The organism is Streptomyces sp. SAI-135 (assembly GCF_029893805.1).
GTDB lineage: Bacteria > Actinomycetota > Actinomycetes > Streptomycetales > Streptomycetaceae > Streptomyces.
Genome location: NZ_JARXYP010000002.1, coordinates 5,801,852 through 5,822,632, shown reverse-complemented (window position 1 = coordinate 5,822,632; position 20,781 = coordinate 5,801,852). Strand labels below are relative to the sequence as shown.

Here is a 20,781-nt window from a genome sequence, read left to right as displayed (position 1 = left end):
GCCGCGGCGTCTTCGGGGGACGTCAGCCCAGGCGCTGCACCAGCGCCCGGTACTCGTCCCACAGCTCCTTCGGGGTGTGGTCGCCGAAGGTGTTGAGGTGCTCGGGGATCAGGGACGCCTCCTCCCGCCACACCTCCTTGTCGACGGTCAGCAGGAACTCCAGGTCGGAGTCGGCCAGTTCGAGGCCCTTGGTGTCGAGGGCGTCCTTGGTCGGCAGGATGCCGATCGGCGTCTCGACGCCCTCGGCCCTGCCTTCGAGTCGCTCCACGATCCACTTCAGGACACGGCTGTTCTCGCCGAACCCGGGCCAGACGAACTTGCCCTCGTCGTTCTTGCGGAACCAGTTGACGTAGTAGATCTTCGGCAGCTTCGACTGGTCCTTGTCCTTGGCCACGTCGACCCAGTGCCCCATGTAGTCGCCCATGTTGTAGCCGCAGAACGGCAGCATGGCGAAGGGGTCGCGGCGCAGCTCGCCGACCTTGCCCTCGGCGGCGGCGGTCTTCTCGGAGGCCACGTTGGCGCCGAGGAAGACGCCGTGGTTCCAGTCGAAGGACTCCGTCACCAGCGGGACCGCGGAGGCGCGCCGGCCGCCGAAGAGGATCGCCGAGATCGGCACGCCCTTGGGGTCCTCCCACTCGGGCGCGATGATCGGGCACTGCGCGGCGGGCACGGTGAAGCGGGCGTTGGGGTGGGCGGCCGGGACGTCGGACTCCGGCGTCCAGTCGTTGCCCTTCCAGTCGGTGAGGTGGGCCGGGGTCTCCTCCGTCATGCCCTCCCACCAGATGTCGTTGTCGTCGGTGAGGGCGACGTTGGTGAAGACGGAGTTGCCCCACAGCGTCTTCATCGCGTTGGCGTTGGTGTGCTCACCGGTGCCGGGCGCGACGCCGAAGAAGCCGGCCTCGGGGTTGATCGCGTAGAGGCGGCCGTCCTCGCCGAACCGCATCCAGGCGATGTCGTCGCCGATGGTCTCGACGGTCCAGCCGGAGATCGTGGGCTCCAGCATGGCGAGGTTGGTCTTGCCGCAGGCGGACGGGAAGGCGGCGGCGACGTACTTCGACTCGCCCTGCGGCGGGGTGAGCTTGAGGATGAGCATGTGCTCGGCGAGCCAGCCCTCGTCGCGGGCCATGACCGACGCGATGCGCAGGGCGTAGCACTTCTTGCCGAGCAGGGCGTTGCCGCCGTAGCCGGAGCCGTAGGACCAGATCTCGCGGGACTCCGGGAAGTGCGAGATGTACTTGGTGGAGTTGCACGGCCAGGGCACGTCCTCCTGGCCCTCCTCCAGCGGCGCCCCGAGGGTGTGGACGGCCTTGACGAAGAAGCCGTCGGAGCCGAGCTCGTCGAGGACGGGCTGTCCCATGCGGGTCATGGTGCGCATGGAAACCGCGACGTAGGCGGAGTCGGTGATCTCGACGCCGATCGCGGAGAGGTCGGAGCCGAGCGGGCCCATGCAGAAGGGGACGACGTACATCGTCCGGCCCTTCATCGAGCCGCGGAAGATGCCCTTCTCCCCGGCGAAGATGTCCCGCATCTCCCCCGGTGCCTTCCAGTGGTTGGTCGGCCCCGCGTCCTCCTCCTTCTCCGAGCAGATGAAGGTGCGGTCCTCGACGCGCGCGACGTCGGTCGGGTCGGAGGCCGCGTAGTAGGAGTTGGGCCGCTTGATGGGGTCGAGCTTCTTGAAGGTGCCCTTCGCGACGAGCTCCTCGCACAGGCGCTCGTACTCCGCTTCGGATCCGTCACACCAGACCACGCTGTCCGGCTGGGTCAGTTCGGCGATCTCGTTCACCCACGAGATCAGTTCCTTGTGCTGGGTGGGGATGACGGGGGGAGCCGCGATGTCGCGCGCCACGATTGCTCCTAGATGAGGGATTTTTTGTTTGGAGGCCCCGTGGGGGCTGCGACCCGGATGCATCTCGCGCTCTTTCGGTGGTGACCTTGGCGCTCATCCGGTGTCGACCGCACTCATTTGATCATCCGACTGAAGCGCCCATCTGTCCAGAGGGCATCACAGGTGAGCGGAGTGAGGATCGCCACGCTTTCTCTGTACACAGCGCGTTTATTTGCGTGCACGTAGCGTTCGGACAACCGTTTCTTTACTGGTCAACTCCCGTGAGAGGATGGCCACTCTCGGCCGGTGCGCCTGCTGTACTCATGCGTAACTTACGGCCCCGTAGGTACGATGCCGGGCATGACGCCGCCCGCCCACGACGCCGAAGCACCGTCTCTGCCGCACCAGATCAAGCAGCACGCCCAGCAGCTCGCCGAGCCGATCAAGCCGAAACTGCGCGGCTGGCTGCACCTCGGCATGTTCCCGGCCGCACTGGTCGCCGGACTGGTACTGACCGCCCTCGCCGACTCCACCAGAGGCCGGATCGCCTGCGGCATCTACGCCCTGACCGCCTGCCTGCTGTTCGGCGTCAGCGCGCTGTACCACCGGGGCACCTGGACCCCCCGCATGGACGGCGTCCTGCGCCGACTGGATCACGCCAACATCTTCCTGATCATCGCGGGCACCTACACCCCGCTGACCATGCTGCTCCTGCCGGGCAGCAAGGGGCGGTGGCTGCTGTGGGGGATCTGGGGCGCCGCACTGGCCGGCATCCTCTTCCGGGTCTTCTGGGTCGGCGCCCCGCGCTGGCTCTACACCCCCTGCTACATCGCGATGGGCTGGGCCGCGGTCTTCTTCCTGCCCGACTTCATGCGCGCCGGCGGGGTCGCGGTCCTGATCCTGGTCATCGTCGGCGGCCTGCTCTACAGCGCGGGCGGGGTGATCTACGGCCTCAAGCGGCCCAACCCGTCACCTCGGTACTTCGGCTTCCACGAGGTGTTCCACTCCCTCACCCTGGCCGCCTTCGTCGTCCACTACATCGGCATCTCCCTGGTGGCCTACCAGCACACGTAGACCATCTCCGCACCTTCCAGGGCCACGGCTTCCGAGCCGTGGCCCTTTTTTGCATGCCTCCACCGATTGACAGTCCATAGCTTTTGAGAGTTACTCTCATTTTATGGAAACCCTCACTCCGGACCCCCGTCGCTGGTGGGCCCTGGCCGCCCTCGTCGCGAGCATGCTGACGCTCGGCTTCGACCTGACGATCCTCAATGTGGCGCTGCCGACCATGGCCGCCGACCTCGACGCCGGGACCGGCGCGCAGCAGTGGATGGCGGACGCCTACGTCGTCGTCTTCGCGGCCCTGATGCTCCCCGCCGGACTGCTCGGCGACCGCTTCGGACGACGCCGGATGCTGATCACCGGGCTCACGGTCTTCCTCGCCGGGTCACTCCTCGGCGCACTGGCCGGCGATGTGAACGCGGTGATCGCCGCCCGCGCGGTGATGGGCGTCGGCGGCGCCCTCGTCACCCCGCTCGCGCTCTCCGTACTGCCCACGCTCTTCGCCCCCGACGAGCGCACCAAGGCCGTCGGCATCGTCTCCGCCGCCTCCGCGCTCGGCCTGCCGCTGGGCCCGATCATCGGCGGCTGGCTGCTCAACCACTTCTGGTGGGGCTCGGTCTTCCTGGTCAACGTCCCGATGGCCGCCATCGGCATCGCCGCCTGCGTCTTCCTGCTCCCCGAGACCCGCGACCCCTCCTCCCCCAGGGTCGAGGCCCTCTCCACCGCGCTCACCGTCACCGGCCTCGGCACCCTGGTCTACGCGATCATCGAGGCACCCACCCGCGGCTGGGGCGACCCCCTGGTGCTCGGCATGCTCGCCGGATCCGCCGTCCTGATCACCGCGCTGGTGCTGCGCGAACGCAGGGTCCGGCGCCCCATGCTCGACATGACCCTGCTCACCCACCGCAGCTTCCTCCTCAACACCGTCGCCGCGACCCTGGTGAACTTCATCCTGTCCGGCCTGCTGTTCGTGCTGCCGCCCTTCCTCCAGGCCGTCCTCGGCCACGACGCCCTCGGCACCGGCGTCCGGCTGCTGCCGATGATGGGCGGACTCCTCGTCGCCTCCCGCCTCGCCCCGAAGGTCGTCGCCCGCTTCGGCCCACGCGCCACGGTCAGCGCGGGCCTGGTGGTGCTGGCCTTCGCCGGGCTCCTCGGCAGCCGCACCACCGTCGACTCCGGCTACGGATTCGTCGCCCTGTGGCTCGCCCTCACCGGCTTCGGCTTCGGCCTCTCCCTCATCCCCGCCATGAACGGCGGCCTGAGCGCCCTGCCCCGCGACCGCGCCGGCAGCGGCTCCGGACTCCTGATGACCATGCGCCAGGTCGGCGGCGCAATCGGCATCGCCCTGCTCGGCAGCCTGCTCGCCGGCACCTTCCGCGACCGCCTCGACGTCACCGGACTGTCCGCACAGGCCGCCGACACCGCCGGGGAGTCCGTGGTCGCCGCACACCTGGTCGCCCGGCGCACCGGCTCCGCCGACCTGCTGGCCTCCGCGAACGCCTCGTACGTCCACGGCATGGGCGTCGTCCTGCTGGTCTGCGGCATCGCGGCCCTCGTCGCCGCACTCCTCGCGGCCGCGTTCCTGCCGGGCACACCCCGCCCGACCCAGACCCCCACGGACCCGGACATGGCTGCCGAGGAGGCCCATGCCTGAGAATGGCACCCATGACGCCCGTACACTCCTCACCCCCCGCTGACGTCTCCCAGCTGGGACTTCGCGAGCGGAAGAAGATCAAGACCCGGACGGCGATCCGCGACGCCACGTACGCCCTGATCGAGGAACAGGGCTACGAGGCCACCACGGTCGAGCAGATCGCCGAACGCGCCGAGGTGTCGCCGTCCACGGTCTTCCGCTACTTCCCCACGAAGGAGGACATCGTCCTCACCGACGAGTACGACCCCGTCATGCTGGAAGAGCTCCGCTCCCGGCCGCTGGACGAACCGTGGATGGAGTCCGTACGGCACATCCTGCACCGCGCCCTCGCCGTCTCCGCCGTGGACCACGAGGTCACCCGCCTGCGCGCCCACCTGATGATCCAGGTGCCCGCGGTACGCGCCCGCATGATGGAGAGCATGTCCGTCACCGGCCGGCTCCTCGCCAGTGCCATCGCGGAACGCACCGGCCGGGACACCGACGACCTGGAGGTACGGGTCCAGACGATGTCCCTCATCGGCGGCCTCACCGAGGTCTACCAGTACTGGGCGGAGAACGGCATGCAGGACGACCTGCACGGCCTCACCGACCGCGCCCTGCACGTCCTGGAACACGGGCTCCCCCCGAAAAAGCCCTGAGACCACCGCCCGCCCGCATGCCATCCTGACCTGGTGAGCGCACCAGAGTTCCACGTCGAATTCGCCCCGGAGCTGGCCCTGTTCGTCCCGCAGGGCCGCCGCCACGGAGCCACCGCCGTCACCACCGACGGCACCTCCTCCCTCGGCCATGTCGTGGAGTCCCTCGGCGTCCCGCTCACCGAGGTCGGCACCCTGCGCGTCGACGGCCGCGAGGTCCCGCGGTCGTACGTCCCCTCCACGGGCGACACCGTGGACGTCCTCCCGGTCGCCCGCCCCCAGCAGGTCCCCGGCGCCCCGCTGCGCTTCCTCCTCGACGTCCACCTCGGCACCCTCGCCCGCCGGCTGCGCCTGCTCGGCGTGGACACCGCCTACGAGTCGACGGACATCGGCGACCCGGCCCTCGCCACCCGCTCGGCCACCGAGAAACGGGTCATGCTCAGCCGCGACCGGGGCCTGCTGCACCCGCCGGGAACTGTGGGCGGGCGCGTTCGTGTACAGCACCGACCCGGAAGCCCAGCTCCGCGACACCCTGGACCGCTTCCGCCCCCGGTTGCAGCCCTGGTCCCGCTGCACAGCGTGCAACGGCCTGCTGAAGGAGGCCACCAAGGAGGAGGTGGCGGACCGGCTGGAGGGCGGCACGGAGCGGTCGTACGACGTCTTCGCGCAATGCCAGGAGTGCGGCCGGGCGTACTGGAAGGGCGCCCACCACGAGAAGCTGGAGGCGATCGTGGCGAACGCCTTGGCCCAGTTCGCGCCCTTCAGGGGCGCGGGGAACCACGCGACCGGCGACGACGGCGCGGCAGACGCCTAACCGCCCAGCGCCACCCGCAACGCATCCGCGTCAGTCGTCGGCGCGTCACACGTGAAGTGCCGGCAGACGTACGCGGTGGCTTCCCCATGGACGAGGACCCGGTCGGCGAGCAGCGGGAGTTCACCGCTGTCCGGGGTCCCCACGGCGACCACGGCACCCGGCGCGGTCCCCAGAAGTGCCGTACGGTGCAGGGCTTTTGTCGCCGGGTCGGTCAGGGAGGGACCCACCACCGCGACCTCCTTCGGCCCGTCGAGCCGCGCCTCCGCCACCGCGAGCCCCCACCCGACGAACCGCGGCACCCGCGGCCCGAGCGCCTTCACCACCCCGAGCGCCTTCTCCGCGGCCTCGCGGTGAGGCTCGGACCCGGTCTGCGCGGCGTAGGACAACAACGCCCCCGCCGCCGCCGTCCACCCCGACGGCACCGCGTTGTCGGTCGGGTCCTGCGGCCGCCGGATCAGCCGCTCGGCATCGGCAGCGGTGTCGAACAGCGCCCCTTCCGGCCCCGTGAACCGCGACAGCACCTGGTCGAGCAGGAACCCGGCGAAGTCGAGCCAGACCCCCTCCCCCGTCACGGACGCCAGCGCGAGGAACCCCTCGGCCACATCGGCGTAGTCCTCCAGCACACCGGCGTTGGCACCCACCTGACCGTCCTTGCTGGTACGGGACAGCCGGGCCTGCTCGTCCAGATGCAGCCGTACGAGAAGATCGGCGGCCCCCAGCGCGGCGTCCACCAGGTCGGGACGCTCGAAGTACGCCCCGGTCTCGGCGAGCGCGGCGATCGCGAGACCGTTCCACGCGGCGACGACCTTGTCGTCCCGGCCGGGAGCGGGCCGCTCCGCGCGAGCGTCGAACAGCCGCCGCCTGATCGACTCGACCTTCTCCGCGTCGAACACCGTCTCCTGCTGCGGCAGTTGCAGCACGGACTGCCCGTGCTCGAAGGTGCCCTCCTCGGTGACCCCGAAGTACCGCGCGGCGAGCTCGGCGTCCTGCTCCCCCAGCACCTCACGCAACTGCTCCGGCGTCCACACGTAGTACGCGCCCTCGACGTGCCTGCCGGTCCCGTCGTCGCTGTCGGCGTCCAGCGCGGAGGCGAACCCGCCCTCTGCGGTACGCAGTTCACGCACCATGAAGTCGGCGGTGTCGAGCGCGACCTGCCGAGCGAGCTCGGACCCGGTGGCACGCCAGAGGTGGGCGTAGACCCGGCACAACAGCGCGTTGTCGTAGAGCATCTTCTCGAAGTGCGGCACGATCCAGTCCCGGTCCACGGAGTAGCGGGCGAAACCGCCGCCGAGCTGGTCGTGGATGCCACCACGCGCCATCCGCTCGCAGGTGTCCTGCGCCATCTGGAGGGCACCCTCGGCACCGGTGCGGGCGTGGTGGCGCAGCAGGAACTCCACCACCATGGACGGCGGGAACTTCGGCGCCCCGCCGAACCCGCCGCGCTGCGCGTCGTACTCCCGCGTCAACCCGAGCAGGGCCGCGGCGAGCTGCTCCTCACCGGGCGCCTGCGAGTCCCCGTACGAGATCTCCCGCCCGGCGAGATCCCGCACGATCTTCCCGGCGACCTCGGCGACCTCGTCCCGCCGTTCGCTCCAGGCGGCCCGCACCCCTTCCAGTACCTGCCGGAAGGAGGGCATGCCCTGCCGGGGCGAGGGCGGGAAGTAGGTACCGAAGTAGAAGGGCTCGGCGTCCGGGGTGAGGAACACGGTCATGGGCCAGCCACCCTGCCCGGTGGCAGCCTGCACGGCCTCCATGTAGACGGCGTCGACATCGGGGCGTTCCTCGCGGTCGACCTTGACGCTCACGAAGTGCTCGTTGAGGAAGTCGGCGGTGGCCCGGTCCTCGAACGACTCGTGGGCCATCACATGACACCAGTGACAGCTCGAATACCCGACGCTCAGCAGGACGGGTTTGTTCGTCTTCCGCGCCTCCTCGAAGGCCTCGGCCGACCAGGGCCACCAGTCGACGGGGTTGTCCGCGTGCTGGAGGAGGTAGGGGGACGTCTCGTGGGCCAGTCGGTTCGGCATGGAGTCCATCCTGCCGCAGTACCCCTCGGGTGGGGCGTCAGACGTGTCCCGGACGCTGACGTCGGTGAACGCGCCCCGATCACGCCGGGAGCGTTCGCCCTCTCGCCCCGATGCCCCGTCCGCAGCACACTTGACCAAGAAAGCCGTTGCCGCCGGAGGGGGACGTGACATGCGGGACAGCCATCGGGCGGAAGCCGAACGGCTGTTGGGGCGGGCCGTGGAGGAGGAGGTGCGGCGGTCGGGCGGACGGGTCGACGGCGCCGTACTGCTCGCGCGGGCCCGTGGATCACTGGACGCGATGGCGCAGACGGCCGCCGAGGAGTACGAGGCCTACACGCGGGCGCTGGACGAGGCGCAGGCCGGGCAGCTCACCTTCCGGCAGCGGTACGCGAAGGAGGCGTCGGGCACTCCCCTGCTGGTGGCCGCGGTCGCCGCCCTTGCCGCCGCCGTCGCCGACCTGGCGCTCGGCACCGGCACGGGCACCGCGCTGGGCGCGGGCGTGGTCGTGGGGGTCGTGGGCGCGGCGGCGACCGTCGTGAAGGTGGCCGGCTCGCATCTGCCGGCCGCGCACCACCGGGCGGGCGCCATCGGTCAGCCCGGCGGCCCGGAGCAGCTGCGGCTCCAGTGGCTGACGGCTCTGGAAGTACGGGGGATCCGGCCCTTCCTCGACCAGCAGCGGGTGCTGAGCGCGTCGACCGGCCCGAAGAAGGCGGGCCCGCGACTGCGGGGCACGGACAAGAGCGCGGCGGCCCGCGGAAGGAGCGTGCTGGAGCAGTCGTTCGGCCAACTCCCCGAGCAGACGGGTGAGTTCGCGGGCCGGCGCACGGAGATGGGCCGTATCAGGCAGTGGGTGCAGGCCGCGCGGGCGACCACCGAGACCCGGCCCACCGTGGTCGTCCTGCACGGACCGCCCGGCAGCGGCCGTACGGCCCTGGCCGTGCGGGCGGCGCACGACCTCAGGGACTACTTCCGCGGGGCCTGCGTCGTGGACCTGCGCGGGGACAACCCGGAGGAGTCCCCGCTCTCCACCCGGGACGCGCTGCTGCATCTGCTGAACCGCCTCGGCGCGCCCCGCGAACAGCTCCTGTTCCGTGAGCGTTCCTCCCCCGACCAGCAGGTCAAACGGCTGAGCGAGCTGTACCACCAGCATCTGACCGGTCTGCCGGTGACGATCGTGCTGGACGACGCCTCGGATCCCGAGCAGGTCCGCACACTCGTGCCCGAGCGTTCCGACAGTCTGATCCTGGTCACCGCGCGCGAGCCGCTCGGCCTGCCCGCGGACCTCGCCGCCCATGTGCACGAACTCGCGGTCGACGCCCTGGACGCGGCGGGCGCCGAGGAGCTCCTGGACGCGGCCGCGCAGTCCGCCACCGGCCCCTACGACGCCCAGTCCGCCGACCGGATCAGGGAACTGTGCGGCGGGCTGCCCCTGGCCCTGCGCATCGCGGGTTCGTCCCTCGGCCCCCGCTCCCCGCGCCAACTCGCCTCGGATCTCGGCGCGTACGGCCCGGTCGCGCCCGTCGAGCGTGCCCTGTGGCTGCGCTACACCGACCAGTCCGAGCAGGCCCGCCGGCTGCTGCGCCGGCTCGCGCTGGCCGGCCGGGCCTCGCTCGGTGCCGCCGCGGCCGCCGCGCTGCTGGCCACCGACGAGACGGAGGCGATCCGGCATCTGACGGCACTGGCCCGGGCGGGCCTGATCGACCACGTCCGCGGCAGCCGCTACCGCGTCCATGACGTGGTCCGCGCCTTCGCCCAGGCCAGGCTGGCGGACGAGGAGGAGCCGGCCGAGCGCACGGCCGCGCAGGAGCGCCTCATCGTCAACTACGCCGACCTCGCCGACTCGGTGCTGCGCCTGGTCGACGGCAACATGTCGACCCGCTCGGACCGCTTCAGCCCGCACGGCTTCACCTCCCTCGACGAGGCGCTGCGCTGGCTGGACGACGAGTCGAGCTTCATCACGGCGGCGCTGCGGCACGCGGAGGGCGTCAACCAGGGGGCGGTCCTCAACCTCCTGGGCGCGCTGTGCGACTACTGCCTGCTGCGCGGCGATCTCTACCGCCTCGGGGAGATCAGCGAGCTGGCGCAGGCGGTGGACCAGGGGCTGCTGGTCCGCTCGGTGCAGTGGCGCACCGGTATCGCCGCCCGTCAGCTCGGTGAGCTGGACAAGGCGCGCACGACGCTGACCTCGGTGGTCGACCTGTACATGGAGGCGAACCACGATGCGGGTGCCGCGCGCGCCCTGTGCTCGCTGGGCATCACCCTGCACCACCAGGGCCAGCTGACGGAGGCGGCGGCGAAGCTCCAGGAGGCGCTGGCCCTCCAGTCGCCTCCCGAACTGGCCACGGACCGGGCCTGGACCATGCACGCGCTGGCGGCCGTCGAGCGTGACCGCGGGCGGGTGGCGGAGTCCCTGGACCTGCTCACCCGTTCCCTGGTCCTGCACCGGGCCGGCGAGTCCGTGCACGGCGAGGCCTGGGCGCACTTCCAGCTCGGCCAGCTCGCCCTGCGCATGGGTGAGGTGCCGCGTGCGGAGTCGGAGCTCAGGACGGCCCTCGACCTGTACGGCCGCACCCGTGACGCGCGCGGCGAGGCGTGGGCGATGACGCAGCTGGCGCGGGCGCGGCTGGTGGCCGGAGACCCGTCGGCGGCGGTGGACGGTCTGCGCCAGGCGGCCTCCCGGCACCGCGACAACGAGGACGCGCGCGGTGAGGCGTGGACGGTGTACTACCTGGGCCAGGCACTGGAGGAGACCGGCAACCTGGACCTCGCGGTCCGCGAGCTGGAGCGTTCCCGCACGATGTTCTCCCGGATGCGGGACGTCTACGGTCTGGCCTGCGCCCGGCACCACTCGGCCCGCGTCACCCGCGACCAACGGGCCGCGCAGACCGGCTCGTTGCGCAACTCGGGTTTCGCCCGGCAGCTCCTGGTCGACGCCCGTGCCGACTTCCAGCGCATCGGCGTCGCCCACGGCGAGGCGTGGACCTGCCTCGAACTGGCGGTGGTGGACGCGGGCAACGGCCGTACCCCGCAGGCCCTCGCGCTGTGCGACGAGGCGGCGGCCCTGTTCGCCTCCTACGGTGACCGGCGGGGCGAGGACTGGGCCCGCTTCCTGCGCTGCACCCTGCTGCCGTACGCGGCACCCGGCGGCGTGGAGATCGGCGCGGCGGTGGCCCAGGAGGAGCTGGCGGAACTGGCCCGCCGGGAGCACGGGGCCCGCGACGCGAAGCTGGACGATTACGTGGGCGCGTACGGGCTGCTGCTGGAACGCGGGGTGAACCTGGACGCGGGCTGGCAGGCCTGGCGCCTGGGCATGGTCCCCAACCGGCACGCCCGTGAGGTGATGGGCGTGGGGGTGGCTTCGGCGCGGGGGTGACGGGGACACGGGTTCACCTGCCCGGCACGGGGACAGGGACACGGGCCCACCTGCCGACACGGGGACAGGAACACGGGCCCACCTGCCCGGTGCGGGCACGGGAACTCAGGCCCACCCGCCCGGCACGGGCACGGGAACTCAGGCCCACCCGCCCGGCACGGGCACGGGAACTCAGGCCCACCCGCCCGGCACGGGCACGGGAACTCAGGCCCACCCGCCCGGCACGGGCACGGGAACTCAGGCCCACCCGCCCGGCACGGGCACGGGAACTCAGGCCCACCCGCCCGGCACGGGCACGGGAACTCAGGCCCACCCGCCCGGCACGGGCACGGGAACTCAGGCCCACCCGCCCGGCACGGGCACGGGAACTCAGGCCCACCCGCCCGGCACGGGAAGTGATCGGCGGCTGGCTGCGGCCAGGACACACTCCGCCCCCCGCTGAGTGCGCCGCGGTCACTGACCGGCGGCGGCCCGGCGCTTGCGGTGCTCGGGAGGTCGGCCGGGACCGGGCCACGGTCTCGTCCACTGTGCGCGGACCGTCCCGAGCGGCTGCCGTCACCGGCCGACGCCGTTGACACGGGCGGTGCCGACGATCGGGACACCGTCCTACCCCCGGCGTGCGGAGTCGTCGCGTGCGCTGCGGTCACCGCTGAAACGGCGGAGGCACAGGCGGTCCGGTCCCCGTGACCGGGACACCCACTCCGGCGACGGTCTCTCCCGCTGCGCGCGGAGTCAGTCTGCGGCTGCCGTCACCGGCCGACGGCGAGGGCTTCGCCATGGGCAGAGGCACGCCCACATACCCGGCGCCCGCGCGGCGGCGGAGTCATGCCGCGTGGTTGTCACACCGGCACGGCCCCGGCACGGGACGCGGCACGCCCCCGCATCACAGGGCCACGACGATTCCGGCGCTCCGGACACCGGCCCGGAGTGCGCACCGTGCTACCGCCTTCGGGGGTCACCCCGTGAACCGCCGACCGGCCGAGATCGGGAGGGAGACCTCCCTCCCGTCACGGCCGCCGCGTGGCTCAGCCCTTGGCCGGTGAGGCCTTGCCGGAGGAGTTTTCCGCGGTTCCCTTGCCGGAGGTCTCGTCCGGGGACTCCTTGAAGTCGACCTTGTTCATGTGCCTGCTCATGGACTTCATCAGGGCCCACACCGCCAGGGCCATCGCCGCGAAGACGATGAAGCCGAGGACGCCGGGGGTGACCTTGTCCTCGTCGACCTCCTTGGCGAAGGTCACGAGGTGCGTCATTGCCAGGCTTGCGCTTGCGCTCATGTCAGGCATTGTCGCGGATGCCCGCAAACAGGTCGTCCTCGGGGAGGGAGGTATCGACGAGGGACTTCGCGAGCTCGTACTCCTCCGTCGGCCAGACCTCCTTCTGGATCTCCAGCGGGACCTTGAACCAGCCGCCGTCGGGGTCGATCTGCGTGGCGTGCGCGATCAGGGCCTTGTCGCGGATCTCGAAGAAGTCGGCGCACGGGATGTGCGTGGTCAGGGTGCGGTCCCGCATCGGCGACTCGTCCCAGCGCTTGAGCCAGTCCCCGTACGGCGACTCCAGGCCGCGCTCGAGCAGCGCGTTGTGCAGCGCCTCGGTGCGGGGGCGGTTGAAGCCCTGGTTGTAGTACAGCTTCTGCGGCTGGTGGGCCGGGCCGTACTCGGGCTCCGGGAACTTCTCGGTGTCCGCCGCGCCCTCGAACGCCACCATCGAGATCTTGTGGGTCATGATGTGGTCGGGGTGCGGGTAGCCGCCGTTCTCGTCGTAGGTGGTGATCACCTGCGGACGGAAGGCGCGGATCTGCTTCACCAGCTCGCCGGCCGCCTTGTCGACGTCCTCCAGGGCGAAGCAGCCCTCGGGCAGCGGCGGCAGCGGGTCGCCCTCGGGCAGGCCGGAGTCGACGAACCCGAGCCACTCCTGCTTGACGCCGAGGATCTCCCGGGCCTCGTCCATCTCCTTCTTGCGCACCTCGTGGATGTGCTCCTCGATGTACGTGTCGCCCTGAAGCTTGGGATTGAGGATGGAGCCGCGCTCCCCTCCCGTGCAGGTCACGACCAGCACGTCCACCCCCTCGGACACGTACTTCGCCATGGTGGCCGCGCCCTTGCTCGACTCGTCGTCGGGGTGGGCGTGCACGGCCATCAGTCGCAGCTGGTCAGTCAAGACTCAATCCTCGTAGGTCGGCGCCCCCGGTGTCTTCGGGCGCGAACGGCGGCTTCTATAGTGACCGAATCGGGGGACGATTAATTCCGCGGCCTGGTTTCCAGGGAGACGATCATGAGCACGGCGAGCACACGGCTGCCCGAGGGCCGTTACGGCCGTTCCTCGGACGAGCGCGCCGATCACAAGCTCAAGATCGCCGGTGCCGTGCTCGGAGCCCTCCTGCTCGCACTGGTCGGTTACTTCGCCTATCACTACGTCGGCCAGAGCAAGATCAGCGGCGAGGTGATCGCCTTCGACGCGACGGACTCCGCGGTCAAGGTCCATCTGGAGGTCCGCAAGGACTCCGGCACCTCCGGTTACTGCACGGTCCGCTCCCAGGCGGCGGACGGCTCCGAGGTGGGCCGGGCCGACTTCCGCTTCGGCGGTGACGCCACCCGCATCGACAAGGTCGTCACGCTCCGTACGACGGCCCGGGGCACCACGGCCGAGCTGCTGGGCTGTCACGCCGACTGACGTCACTCGCGTTCTCCACGCTGACCTGCGTCGACGTATTTCTGATGGCTTATGTCCTCCCCCTTCGGTCCCTGAATTGTTAGGCTCGTGGTTTCGCCCATCCGTGAAGGAACATTCTTCTGGGTAGGGCGATGCTTTGTATTCCCAGTACCTACGAGGAGCACCTGTGACCCAGACCAGCGAAGACGTCACCTGGCTGACCCAGGAGGCGTACACCAAGCTCAAGGAAGAGCTGGCGTACCTGTCTGGTCCCGCGCGCGAGGAAGTCACCGCGAAGATCGCGGCAGCGCGCGAGGAGGGCGACCTGCGCGAGAACGGCGGGTACCACGCGGCCAAGGAAGAGCAGGGCAAGCAGGAGCTCCGCATCCGCCAGCTGACCCAGCTTCTGGAGAAGGCCAAGGTCGGCGAGGCTCCGGCGTCCGCGGACGGCGCGGTGGCGCCCGGCATGGTCGTGACGATCGCCTTCGACGGTGACGAGGACGACACGATGACCTTCCTGCTCGCCTCGCGCGAGTACGCGAGCGCGGACGTGGAGACCTACTCGCCGCAGTCCCCGCTCGGCTCCGGCGTGATCGGCCACAAGGTCGGCGAGGAGGCGGAGTACGAGCTTCCGAACGGCAAGAAGGCCTCCGTGACCATCCTCAAGGCCGAGCCCTACAACGGCTGACCCGGGCCGACCGTCCGTATGTGGCGGGCCCCCGGCGCCCTCGCGGTGCCGGGGGCTCCGTCATGCGGTGGCCGAGCGGTACTTGCGGACCGCCAGGGTTCTGAACACGACGACGATCAGGACCGAGTAGATCAGCGAGGCCCAGACCGGGTGCTGCATGGGCCATGCGTCCGAGGGGGACACCCCGGGGTTGCCGAACAGCTTGCGGCAGGCCTGGACCGTGGCGCTGAACGGGTTCCAGTCGGCGACGTGCTGAAGCCAGGGGGTCATACGGCTGGAGTCCACGAACGCGTTGGAGATGAAGGTCACCGGGAAGAGCCAGATCAGTCCTCCCGAGGTGGCCGCCTCCGGCGTCCGCACGGAGAGGCCGATCAGGGCACCGACCCAGGTGAACGCGTACCCGAGCAGGAGCAGCAGGCCGAAGGCGCCGAGGACCTCACCGATGCTGGTGTGGGTGCGCCAGCCGACCAGCAGGGCGACCATGGCCAGCACGAACAGGGTCAGGGCAGTCTGCACCAGGTCGGCGAGTGTCCGTCCGGTGAGCACCGCCCCGCGGGCCATGGGCAGTGAGCGGAAGCGGTCGATGAGCCCCTTGTGCATGTCGTCGGCGATCCCGGCACCGGCGCCCGCGGTGGCGAAGGTGACGGTCTGCGCGAAGATGCCGGCCATCAGGAACTCGCGGTAGACGGAGGAGTCCGTGGTGCCCCCGATGTTCATGGAGCCGCCGAAGACATAGCTGAACAGCACCACGAACATGATCGGCTGGATGAGCCCGAAGATCACCATCTCCGGGATCCTGGACATCCTGATCAGGTTGCGCTTGGCGACGACCAGCGAGTCCCGGACGGACTGGCCGAGGGGGTTGCCGGGAGCCGCGACGCGCGCGGTGTCGGTGACGGCGCTCACTTGGCGTCCTCCTTGTTGTCCGTCGTCCTGACGGTCTTCTTGTCCGTCCGCTTGTCCGCCTTGGTGCCGGTCTGCTGGTCCGTGTCCTCGGGCTTGACCTCGGCCACATGGCCGGTCAGGGACAGGAAGACGTCGTCGAGGGTGGGCCGGCGCAGTCCGATGTCGTCTATCTCGATGCCCCGGGTGTCGAGCTCGCGGATGACCTCGGCGAGCAGCTTGGCGCCGCCGGTGACGGGCACGGTGAGCTTGCGCATGTGGTCCTCGACCGTGGTGTCGCCCTTGCCGAAGCCGCGCAGGATCTCCGAGGCGGCCTGGATGTGCTCGCGCTCGTGCACGACGACCTCGACCCGCTCGCCGCCGGTGCGGGCCTTGAGCTGGTCGGAGGTGCCGGTGGCGATGACACGGCCGTGGTCGACGACGGCGATGTCGTGGGCGAGGTGGTCGGCCTCCTCCAGGTACTGGGTGGTCAGCAGCAGGGTCGTGCCCCCGGAGACCAGCTGCTTGATGACCTCCCACAGCAGTTGGCGATTGCGGGGGTCGAGGCCGGTCGTCGGCTCGTCCATGAACATCACGGGCGGTGAGACCACCAGGGCCGCCGCCAGGTCCAGGCGGCGGCGCATACCGCCGGAGTAGGTCTTGGTGGGGCGGTCGGCCGCGTCCGCGAGGTCGAACTGCTCCAGCAGTTCGGTCGCGCGGGCCTTCGCGTGCCTGGCCTTCATCTGGTAGAGCTGGCCGACCATCTGGAGGTTCTCGCGGCCGGTGAGGTATTCGTCGACCGCCGCGAACTGGCCGGAGAGTCCGATGGAGCGGCGCACGGCGTCGGGGTGCTTGAGGACGTCGATGCCGGCGACGACCGCCGAGCCGCGGTCCGGTTTGAGCAGGGTGGTCAGACAGCGGACGGTCGTCGTCTTGCCCGCGCCGTTCGGCCCGAGGAGGCCCAGGACGGTGCCTTCCGGGACATCGAGGTCGACGCCGTCCAGTGCTTTCACGTCTCCGAAGGTCTTGACCAGGCCTTCGGCATAGATGGCGCCTGGCATATGAGTCTCCACGTCGTCGGGGATTCTTTCGAAAGTGTGGCGCGACACACACCATAACGCGATGTATCGCGTCTCTCAATGGACTTTCCCGAACGAGTGAACCCAGCCCTGTTACCTCAGTCGATGACCGTGTATCCGGCCTCACGCAGGGCGCGGCCGACCTCGGCGCAGTGCTCGGGCCCCTTCGTCTCCAGGTGCAGCTCGACCTCCGCCTCCGCGAGCCCGAGCCGTGGATCGGTCCGGACGTGGCTCACGTCCAGGACATTAGCGTCGGCCACTGACAACACCCCGAGAAGTGTCGCGAGAGCGCCGGGCCGGTCCGTCAGCCGCAGCCGGACGGCGAGGTAGCGGCCCTGCGCGGACATGCCGTGCCGCAGGACGCGCTGGAGCAGCACCGGGTCGACGTTGCCGCCGGACAGCACCGCGACGACCGGCCCCTCGAAGGATCCGGGGTCGCTCAGCAGAGCGGCGACCGGGCTCGCCCCTGCGGGCTCGACGACCAGCTTGGCCCGCTCCAGACAGAGCAGCAGCGCTGCGGACAGCTCGTCCTCGGTCACCGTGCGGACCTCGTCCACGAGGGCGCCCACGATGCCGAACGGCACGTCCCCGGGCCGCCCCACCTTCATGCCGTCGGCCATCGTCGCCGGGTTCTCGATCGACACCGGGTGTCCCGCCGCCAGCGAGGGCGGATACGCGGCCGCGCCCGCCGCCTGCACGCCCACGATCCGCACGTCGGGCCTCAGCGCCTTCACGGCGATCGCGACCCCGGCCGCGAGGCCGCCGCCGCCGATCCCGAGGACGATCGTGCGCACCTCCGGGCACTGCTCCAGGATCTCCAGGCCGACCGTGCCCTGGCCCGCGATGACGTCGGGGTGGTCGAAGGGGTGGATGAACACCGCGCCCGTCTCGGCCGCGTACTCCTGCGCGGCGGCCAGGGTCTCGTCGACCACCTGGCCGTGCAGCCGCACCTCGGCGCCGTAGTGCCTGGTGGCGCTGATCTTCGGCAGCGGGGCGCCCTTGGGCATGAACACCGTGGAGCGCACGCCGAGCAGGGTGGACGCCAGCGCGACGCCCTGCGCGTGGTTCCCGGCACTCGCGGCCACGACACCCGCGGCCCGCTCCTCGGGCAGCAGCCCCGCGATCCGTACGTAGGCGCCCCGGAGCTTGAAGGAACCCGTGCGCTGGAGGTTCTCGCACTTGAAGTGCACCGGCGCGCCCACCAGCCGGCTCAGATGGCGGCTGCCCTCCATCGCGGTCGTCCGCGCCACGCCCGACAGCATCTTCTGCGCGCCGCGCACGTCGTCGAGCGTCACCGGCGGCACGGGGTGGGCCTTGCGGTAGTTCATGACTCAAGTCTCGCAGTTCACACGCGCGCGCTCGCGCTGTGACCAACGTCCGAGACGGGTTTGCGCAGCGCCGGTACGGCCTGCCTCCCGGCCGCGTACTCTGTCCCCCAATCCAGCTCCCCCTTCATGAAGTGAGCCTCCGGCCATGCCCACAACACCTGAAATGTCGATGGACATGACGACCGTCGGTGACACCGGTCTCCTCGACACCCTGCAGCACGAGGTGGCGGTCTTCGCCCGTCGTGCCGAACAGACCCGGCTCGGCGGGGTGGGGCAGGTGCGCAACTCCATGGACCGCGCCGCGTACCTGCTGCTCAACCGGCTCGACAAGGAAGGTCCGATGGGCGTCAAGGCGCTCGCGGCGAGCATGGGCATCGACTCGTCGACGGTCACCCGGCAGGTGGCACCGCTCGTCGACACCGGCCTGGTCAAGCGCACCTCGCACCCCGAGGACGGACGCGCGGTGGTCCTCCAGCTGTCCCCGCGCGGGCAGTCCCGGCTGGAGGAAGTGCGCTCCTCCCGGCGTCAGTTGATGGCCGAGCTGACACACGACTGGGCGCCTGAGGAGCGCGAGGCGTTCTGCACGCTCCTCACGCGCTTCAACACCGCGCTCTCCACCCGCATGGCCGCCCAGGGCGTTCCCGGCCCGGAGGCACAGTCCTCCTAGCCACGCGCACGCGCGGGTACCGCCCCGCCTCTTGACCGGACGGCCGCGCCGGGCCTCATATGAGACCGGGTCCTCTGGGTCCTCGTGGTCGTACGAAGCCGTCGTACGGCCGTCCGCAGGCGGGGAGGTGCGGTGCGGCAACGGCAGACGTCCCAGGGCACGCGCCGGTCCCGGGAGTTCGAGGCGTTCGTCGCGGGCGCGGCGGGGCGACTGCTGCACGCCGCGACGCTCCTGACGGCGGAGTCCCCGGAAGACAACCCGCGCGCGCGGCGCCTGCTGACGCTGGCGCTGGCCCACACGTACGCGTGCTGGGACCGGCTGCGCGGCGAGGACCCCTACGACCGGGCCCGCCAGTACCTCGCCCTGCGCTTCGCCCACGGGGCGTGGCGCCGTCACGGCGTGCTGCTCGGCGGCCGCACGCACCCCGACAGCCCGCTGTCCCGGCTCACCCCTCAGGAGCGCCTGATCGTGGTGCTGCGCCTGTACGAGGGCGTGGCCGAGCAGCAGACGGCGGCCCTGCTCGGCCTGCCTGCGGAACGCGTCCACACGATCTGCGACCGGGCGACGGCGACCCTGCTGCACCCGACGCGTGGGTCCGCACCGGCGGTGGTGGGGGCGAAGGCGGTGGCGTCATGAGGCGGACGGCCCGTCCCGGGAGGTGCGCGTGAACCGGACCCAGCGCGAGGCGGCCGTGCGGCAGCTCATGGAGCGGGCCACGCCGCAGGTGCCGGCCGATCTGTACGGCGACGTCGTGCGGCGGGGGTCACGCATGCTGCGGCGCAGGTCCGCGGCGCGCCGGTTCATGTGGCTGCTGCTGTTCGCCGCGAGTGTGGCGTTCGTGGTGTGGGCGCTGACCGCGCGCCCCTGGGTGGAGCCGCCGTCCACGACGACTCCACCGATGACGGGCTGGTGAGCCCGGCCGTACCTACTTGGCCAGCGCCTGCTGGAGGTCCTCCAGCAGGTCGTCGACGTTCTCGATGCCCACGGACAGGCGTACGAGGTCGGCGGGGACCTCCAGCGCCGAGCCCGCCACGGACGCGTGCGTCATCCGGCCGGGGTGCTCGATCAGCGACTCGACGCCGCCCAGGGACTCCCCGAGCGTGAAGATCCTGGCGCGGTTGCAGACCTCGACGGCCGCCTCCTCGCCGCCTTCCACCCGGAAGGAGACCATGCCGCCGAAGGCGCGCATCTGCTTGGCGGCGACCTCGTGGCCGGGGTGTTCCGTAAGGCCCGGGTAGAGCACCTGCGTCACGCGCGCGTGGCGGGTCAGCATGTCGGCGATCCTGGTGGCGTTCTCGCTGTGCCGGTCCATGCGCACCGACAGCGTCTTTGCGCCGCGCAGCACCAGCCAGGAGTCGAAGGGCCCCGCGACCGCGCCCATCGCGTTCTGGTGGTACGCCAGCTCCTCGCCGAGCGTCTCGTCGGCGGTGACCAGGGCGCCGCCCACGACGTCGGAGTGGCCGCCCATGTACTTGGTCAGGGAGTGCACGACGACATCGGCGCCGAGCGACAGGGGCTGCTGGAGGTAAGGCGTCGCGAAGGTGTTGTCGACGACGAGCCTTGCGCCCGCGTCCCGGGAGACCTGGGCGACGGCGGCGATGTCGGTGATGCCGAGCAGCGGGTTGGAGGGGGTCTCCACCCACACCGCCTTGGTCTTCGGGGTGATCGCGGCCCGGACGGCGGCCGGGTCGCTGGTGTCGGCGACCGACCACTCGACGCCCCAGCGGGCGACGACCTTCGCGAAGAGACGGAACGTGCCGCCGTACGCGTCGTTGGGGATCACCACGTGGTCGCCGGGGCTGAGGAGCGTGCGCAACAGGCAGTCCTCGGCCGCCAGTCCGGACGCGAACGCGAGGCCCCGGCGGCCGCCTTCGAGGGCGGCGAGGTTCTCCTCCAGGGCCGTGCGGGTCGGATTGGCGCTGCGGCTGTACTCGTAGCCGCCGCGCAGACCGCCCACGCCGTCCTGCTTGTAGGTCGAGACCTGGTAGATCGGCGGGACCACCGCGCCGGTGAGGGGGTCCGCGGTGTTGCCCGCGTGGATCGCGAGGGTCTCGAAGTGCTGACTGATGTGCCTGTCGCTCATGGGCTCCGAGGGTAG

At 71.0% G+C, this 20,781-nt stretch carries 17 protein-coding genes and 1 pseudogene; 10 read left to right on the top strand and 8 right to left on the bottom strand.

Going from position 1 to position 20,781, the window contains the following annotated elements; translation table 11 throughout:
* Positions 1-22: 22 nt before the first annotated feature.
* Positions 23-1,846 (bottom strand): phosphoenolpyruvate carboxykinase (GTP), encoded by a 1,824-nt coding sequence (locus M2163_RS31005; protein WP_280895622.1) that lies wholly within the window; start codon positions 1,844-1,846, stop codon positions 23-25.
* Between the two features lie 339 nt (positions 1,847-2,185).
* On the opposite strand from M2163_RS31005, the gene M2163_RS31000 reads away from it, so the two are divergent.
* The 4 genes and pseudogenes from M2163_RS31000 to M2163_RS30985 all read left to right on the top strand — a co-directional run bounded on the left by M2163_RS31000 (position 2,186) and on the right by M2163_RS30985 (position 5,990).
* The gene (locus M2163_RS31000) at positions 2,186-2,899 is read left to right on the top strand and encodes a hemolysin III family protein (RefSeq protein WP_280849602.1); all 714 of its coding nucleotides are present in this window, start codon (positions 2,186-2,188) and stop codon (positions 2,897-2,899) included.
* A gap of 103 nt (positions 2,900-3,002) precedes the next feature.
* On the top strand, positions 3,003-4,541 hold the full coding sequence (locus M2163_RS30995; protein WP_280895621.1) for an MFS transporter: 1,539 nt from the start codon (positions 3,003-3,005) through the stop codon (positions 4,539-4,541).
* Positions 4,542-4,552: 11 nt separating this feature from the next.
* Positions 4,553-5,179 carry a TetR family transcriptional regulator gene (locus M2163_RS30990; RefSeq protein WP_280849604.1) on the top strand — a complete coding sequence of 209 codons (627 nt, stop codon included), beginning with the start codon at positions 4,553-4,555 and terminating at the stop codon, positions 5,177-5,179.
* Between the two features lie 33 nt (positions 5,180-5,212).
* Positions 5,213-5,990, top strand: a pseudogene (locus M2163_RS30985) (Mut7-C RNAse domain-containing protein).
* On the opposite strand, the gene M2163_RS30980 reads toward M2163_RS30985, so the two are convergent.
* The gene (locus M2163_RS30980; RefSeq protein ID WP_280895620.1) at positions 5,987-8,017 is read right to left on the bottom strand and encodes a thioredoxin domain-containing protein; all 2,031 of its coding nucleotides are present in this window, start codon (positions 8,015-8,017) and stop codon (positions 5,987-5,989) included. The pseudogene M2163_RS30985 and the gene M2163_RS30980 overlap by 4 nt on opposite strands.
* A gap of 169 nt (positions 8,018-8,186) precedes the next feature.
* Here M2163_RS30980 and M2163_RS30975 point away from each other — a divergent pair, with 169 nt between their 5' ends.
* Positions 8,187-11,390 carry a tetratricopeptide repeat protein gene (locus M2163_RS30975; protein WP_280849607.1) on the top strand — a complete coding sequence of 1,068 codons (3,204 nt, stop codon included), beginning with the start codon at positions 8,187-8,189 and terminating at the stop codon, positions 11,388-11,390.
* 1,025 nt (positions 11,391-12,415) lie between these two features.
* Here the strand turns inward: M2163_RS30975 and M2163_RS30970 are convergent.
* Together M2163_RS30970 and mca are read right to left on the bottom strand one after the other, a co-directional pair.
* The gene (locus M2163_RS30970; RefSeq protein WP_280849608.1) at positions 12,416-12,673 is read right to left on the bottom strand and encodes a hypothetical protein; all 258 of its coding nucleotides are present in this window, start codon (positions 12,671-12,673) and stop codon (positions 12,416-12,418) included.
* Positions 12,666-13,526, bottom strand: coding sequence for a mycothiol conjugate amidase Mca (mca, locus tag M2163_RS30965; protein ID WP_280854103.1), 861 nt, complete (start codon positions 13,524-13,526; stop codon positions 12,666-12,668). Before mca ends, M2163_RS30970 begins: the two co-directional genes overlap by 8 nt.
* A 135-nt stretch (positions 13,527-13,661) precedes the next feature.
* Here mca and M2163_RS30960 point away from each other — a divergent pair, with 135 nt between their 5' ends.
* Positions 13,662-14,060 (top strand): DUF4307 domain-containing protein, encoded by a 399-nt coding sequence (locus M2163_RS30960; protein WP_280895619.1) that lies wholly within the window; start codon positions 13,662-13,664, stop codon positions 14,058-14,060.
* Positions 14,061-14,226: 166 nt separating this feature from the next.
* Entirely contained in the window at positions 14,227-14,727 is a 501-nt protein-coding gene (gene greA, locus M2163_RS30955) for a transcription elongation factor GreA (RefSeq protein WP_125192933.1), read from the top strand.
* 60 nt (positions 14,728-14,787) lie between these two features.
* Here greA and M2163_RS30950 read toward each other — a convergent pair whose 3' ends face one another.
* From M2163_RS30950 to ilvA, 3 genes are all read right to left on the bottom strand, one after another.
* Positions 14,788-15,633 (bottom strand): ABC transporter permease, encoded by an 846-nt coding sequence (locus tag M2163_RS30950; protein WP_280849610.1) that lies wholly within the window; start codon positions 15,631-15,633, stop codon positions 14,788-14,790.
* Positions 15,630-16,670 (bottom strand): ATP-binding cassette domain-containing protein, encoded by a 1,041-nt coding sequence (locus tag M2163_RS30945; protein ID WP_280849611.1) that lies wholly within the window; start codon positions 16,668-16,670, stop codon positions 15,630-15,632. Before M2163_RS30945 ends, M2163_RS30950 begins: the two co-directional genes overlap by 4 nt.
* 116 nt (positions 16,671-16,786) lie before the next feature.
* Positions 16,787-18,016 carry a threonine ammonia-lyase gene (gene ilvA, locus M2163_RS30940; protein WP_280849612.1) on the bottom strand — a complete coding sequence of 410 codons (1,230 nt, stop codon included), beginning with the start codon at positions 18,014-18,016 and terminating at the stop codon, positions 16,787-16,789.
* A gap of 163 nt (positions 18,017-18,179) precedes the next feature.
* Between ilvA and M2163_RS30935 the strand changes: the two genes are divergently transcribed.
* The 3 genes from M2163_RS30935 to M2163_RS30925 all read left to right on the top strand — a co-directional run bounded on the left by M2163_RS30935 (position 18,180) and on the right by M2163_RS30925 (position 19,596).
* A complete protein-coding gene (locus M2163_RS30935) occupies positions 18,180-18,683 on the top strand; it encodes a MarR family transcriptional regulator (RefSeq protein WP_280854104.1) in 504 nt (167 codons plus the stop codon).
* Positions 18,684-18,815: 132 nt separating this feature from the next.
* Positions 18,816-19,319, top strand: coding sequence for a sigma factor-like helix-turn-helix DNA-binding protein (locus M2163_RS30930; RefSeq protein WP_280895618.1), 504 nt, complete (start codon positions 18,816-18,818; stop codon positions 19,317-19,319).
* Between the two features lie 28 nt (positions 19,320-19,347).
* On the top strand, positions 19,348-19,596 hold the full coding sequence (locus tag M2163_RS30925) for a hypothetical protein (protein ID WP_280849614.1): 249 nt from the start codon (positions 19,348-19,350) through the stop codon (positions 19,594-19,596).
* 12 nt (positions 19,597-19,608) lie between these two features.
* On the opposite strand, the gene M2163_RS30920 is transcribed toward M2163_RS30925, so the two are convergent.
* A complete protein-coding gene (locus tag M2163_RS30920) occupies positions 19,609-20,766 on the bottom strand; it encodes a cystathionine gamma-synthase (protein WP_280849615.1) in 1,158 nt (385 codons plus the stop codon).
* Positions 20,767-20,781 lie beyond the last annotated feature (15 nt).

Bases quoted from the DNA above. Each gene is read 5' to 3' on its own strand.
- M2163_RS30935 (WP_280854104.1), top strand. From the start codon at position 18,180: ATGTCGATGGACATGACGACCGTCGGTGACACCGGTCTCCTCGACACC.
- M2163_RS30945 (WP_280849611.1), bottom strand. From the start codon at position 16,670: ATGCCAGGCGCCATCTATGCCGAAGGCCTGGTCAAGACCTTCGGAGAC.
- M2163_RS31000 (WP_280849602.1), top strand. From the start codon at position 2,186: ATGACGCCGCCCGCCCACGACGCCGAAGCACCGTCTCTGCCGCACCAG.
- M2163_RS30960 (WP_280895619.1), top strand. From the start codon at position 13,662: ATGAGCACGGCGAGCACACGGCTGCCCGAGGGCCGTTACGGCCGTTCC.
- M2163_RS30920 (WP_280849615.1), bottom strand. From the start codon at position 20,766: ATGAGCGACAGGCACATCAGTCAGCACTTCGAGACCCTCGCGATCCAC.
- M2163_RS30990 (WP_280849604.1), top strand. From the start codon at position 4,553: ATGACGCCCGTACACTCCTCACCCCCCGCTGACGTCTCCCAGCTGGGA.
- M2163_RS30970 (WP_280849608.1), bottom strand. From the start codon at position 12,673: ATGCCTGACATGAGCGCAAGCGCAAGCCTGGCAATGACGCACCTCGTG.
- mca (WP_280854103.1), bottom strand. From the start codon at position 13,526: ATGGCCGTGCACGCCCACCCCGACGACGAGTCGAGCAAGGGCGCGGCC.
- M2163_RS30995 (WP_280895621.1), top strand. From the start codon at position 3,003: ATGGAAACCCTCACTCCGGACCCCCGTCGCTGGTGGGCCCTGGCCGCC.
- M2163_RS30975 (WP_280849607.1), top strand. From the start codon at position 8,187: ATGCGGGACAGCCATCGGGCGGAAGCCGAACGGCTGTTGGGGCGGGCC.
- M2163_RS30980 (WP_280895620.1), bottom strand. From the start codon at position 8,017: ATGCCGAACCGACTGGCCCACGAGACGTCCCCCTACCTCCTCCAGCAC.
- ilvA (WP_280849612.1), bottom strand. From the start codon at position 18,016: ATGAACTACCGCAAGGCCCACCCCGTGCCGCCGGTGACGCTCGACGAC.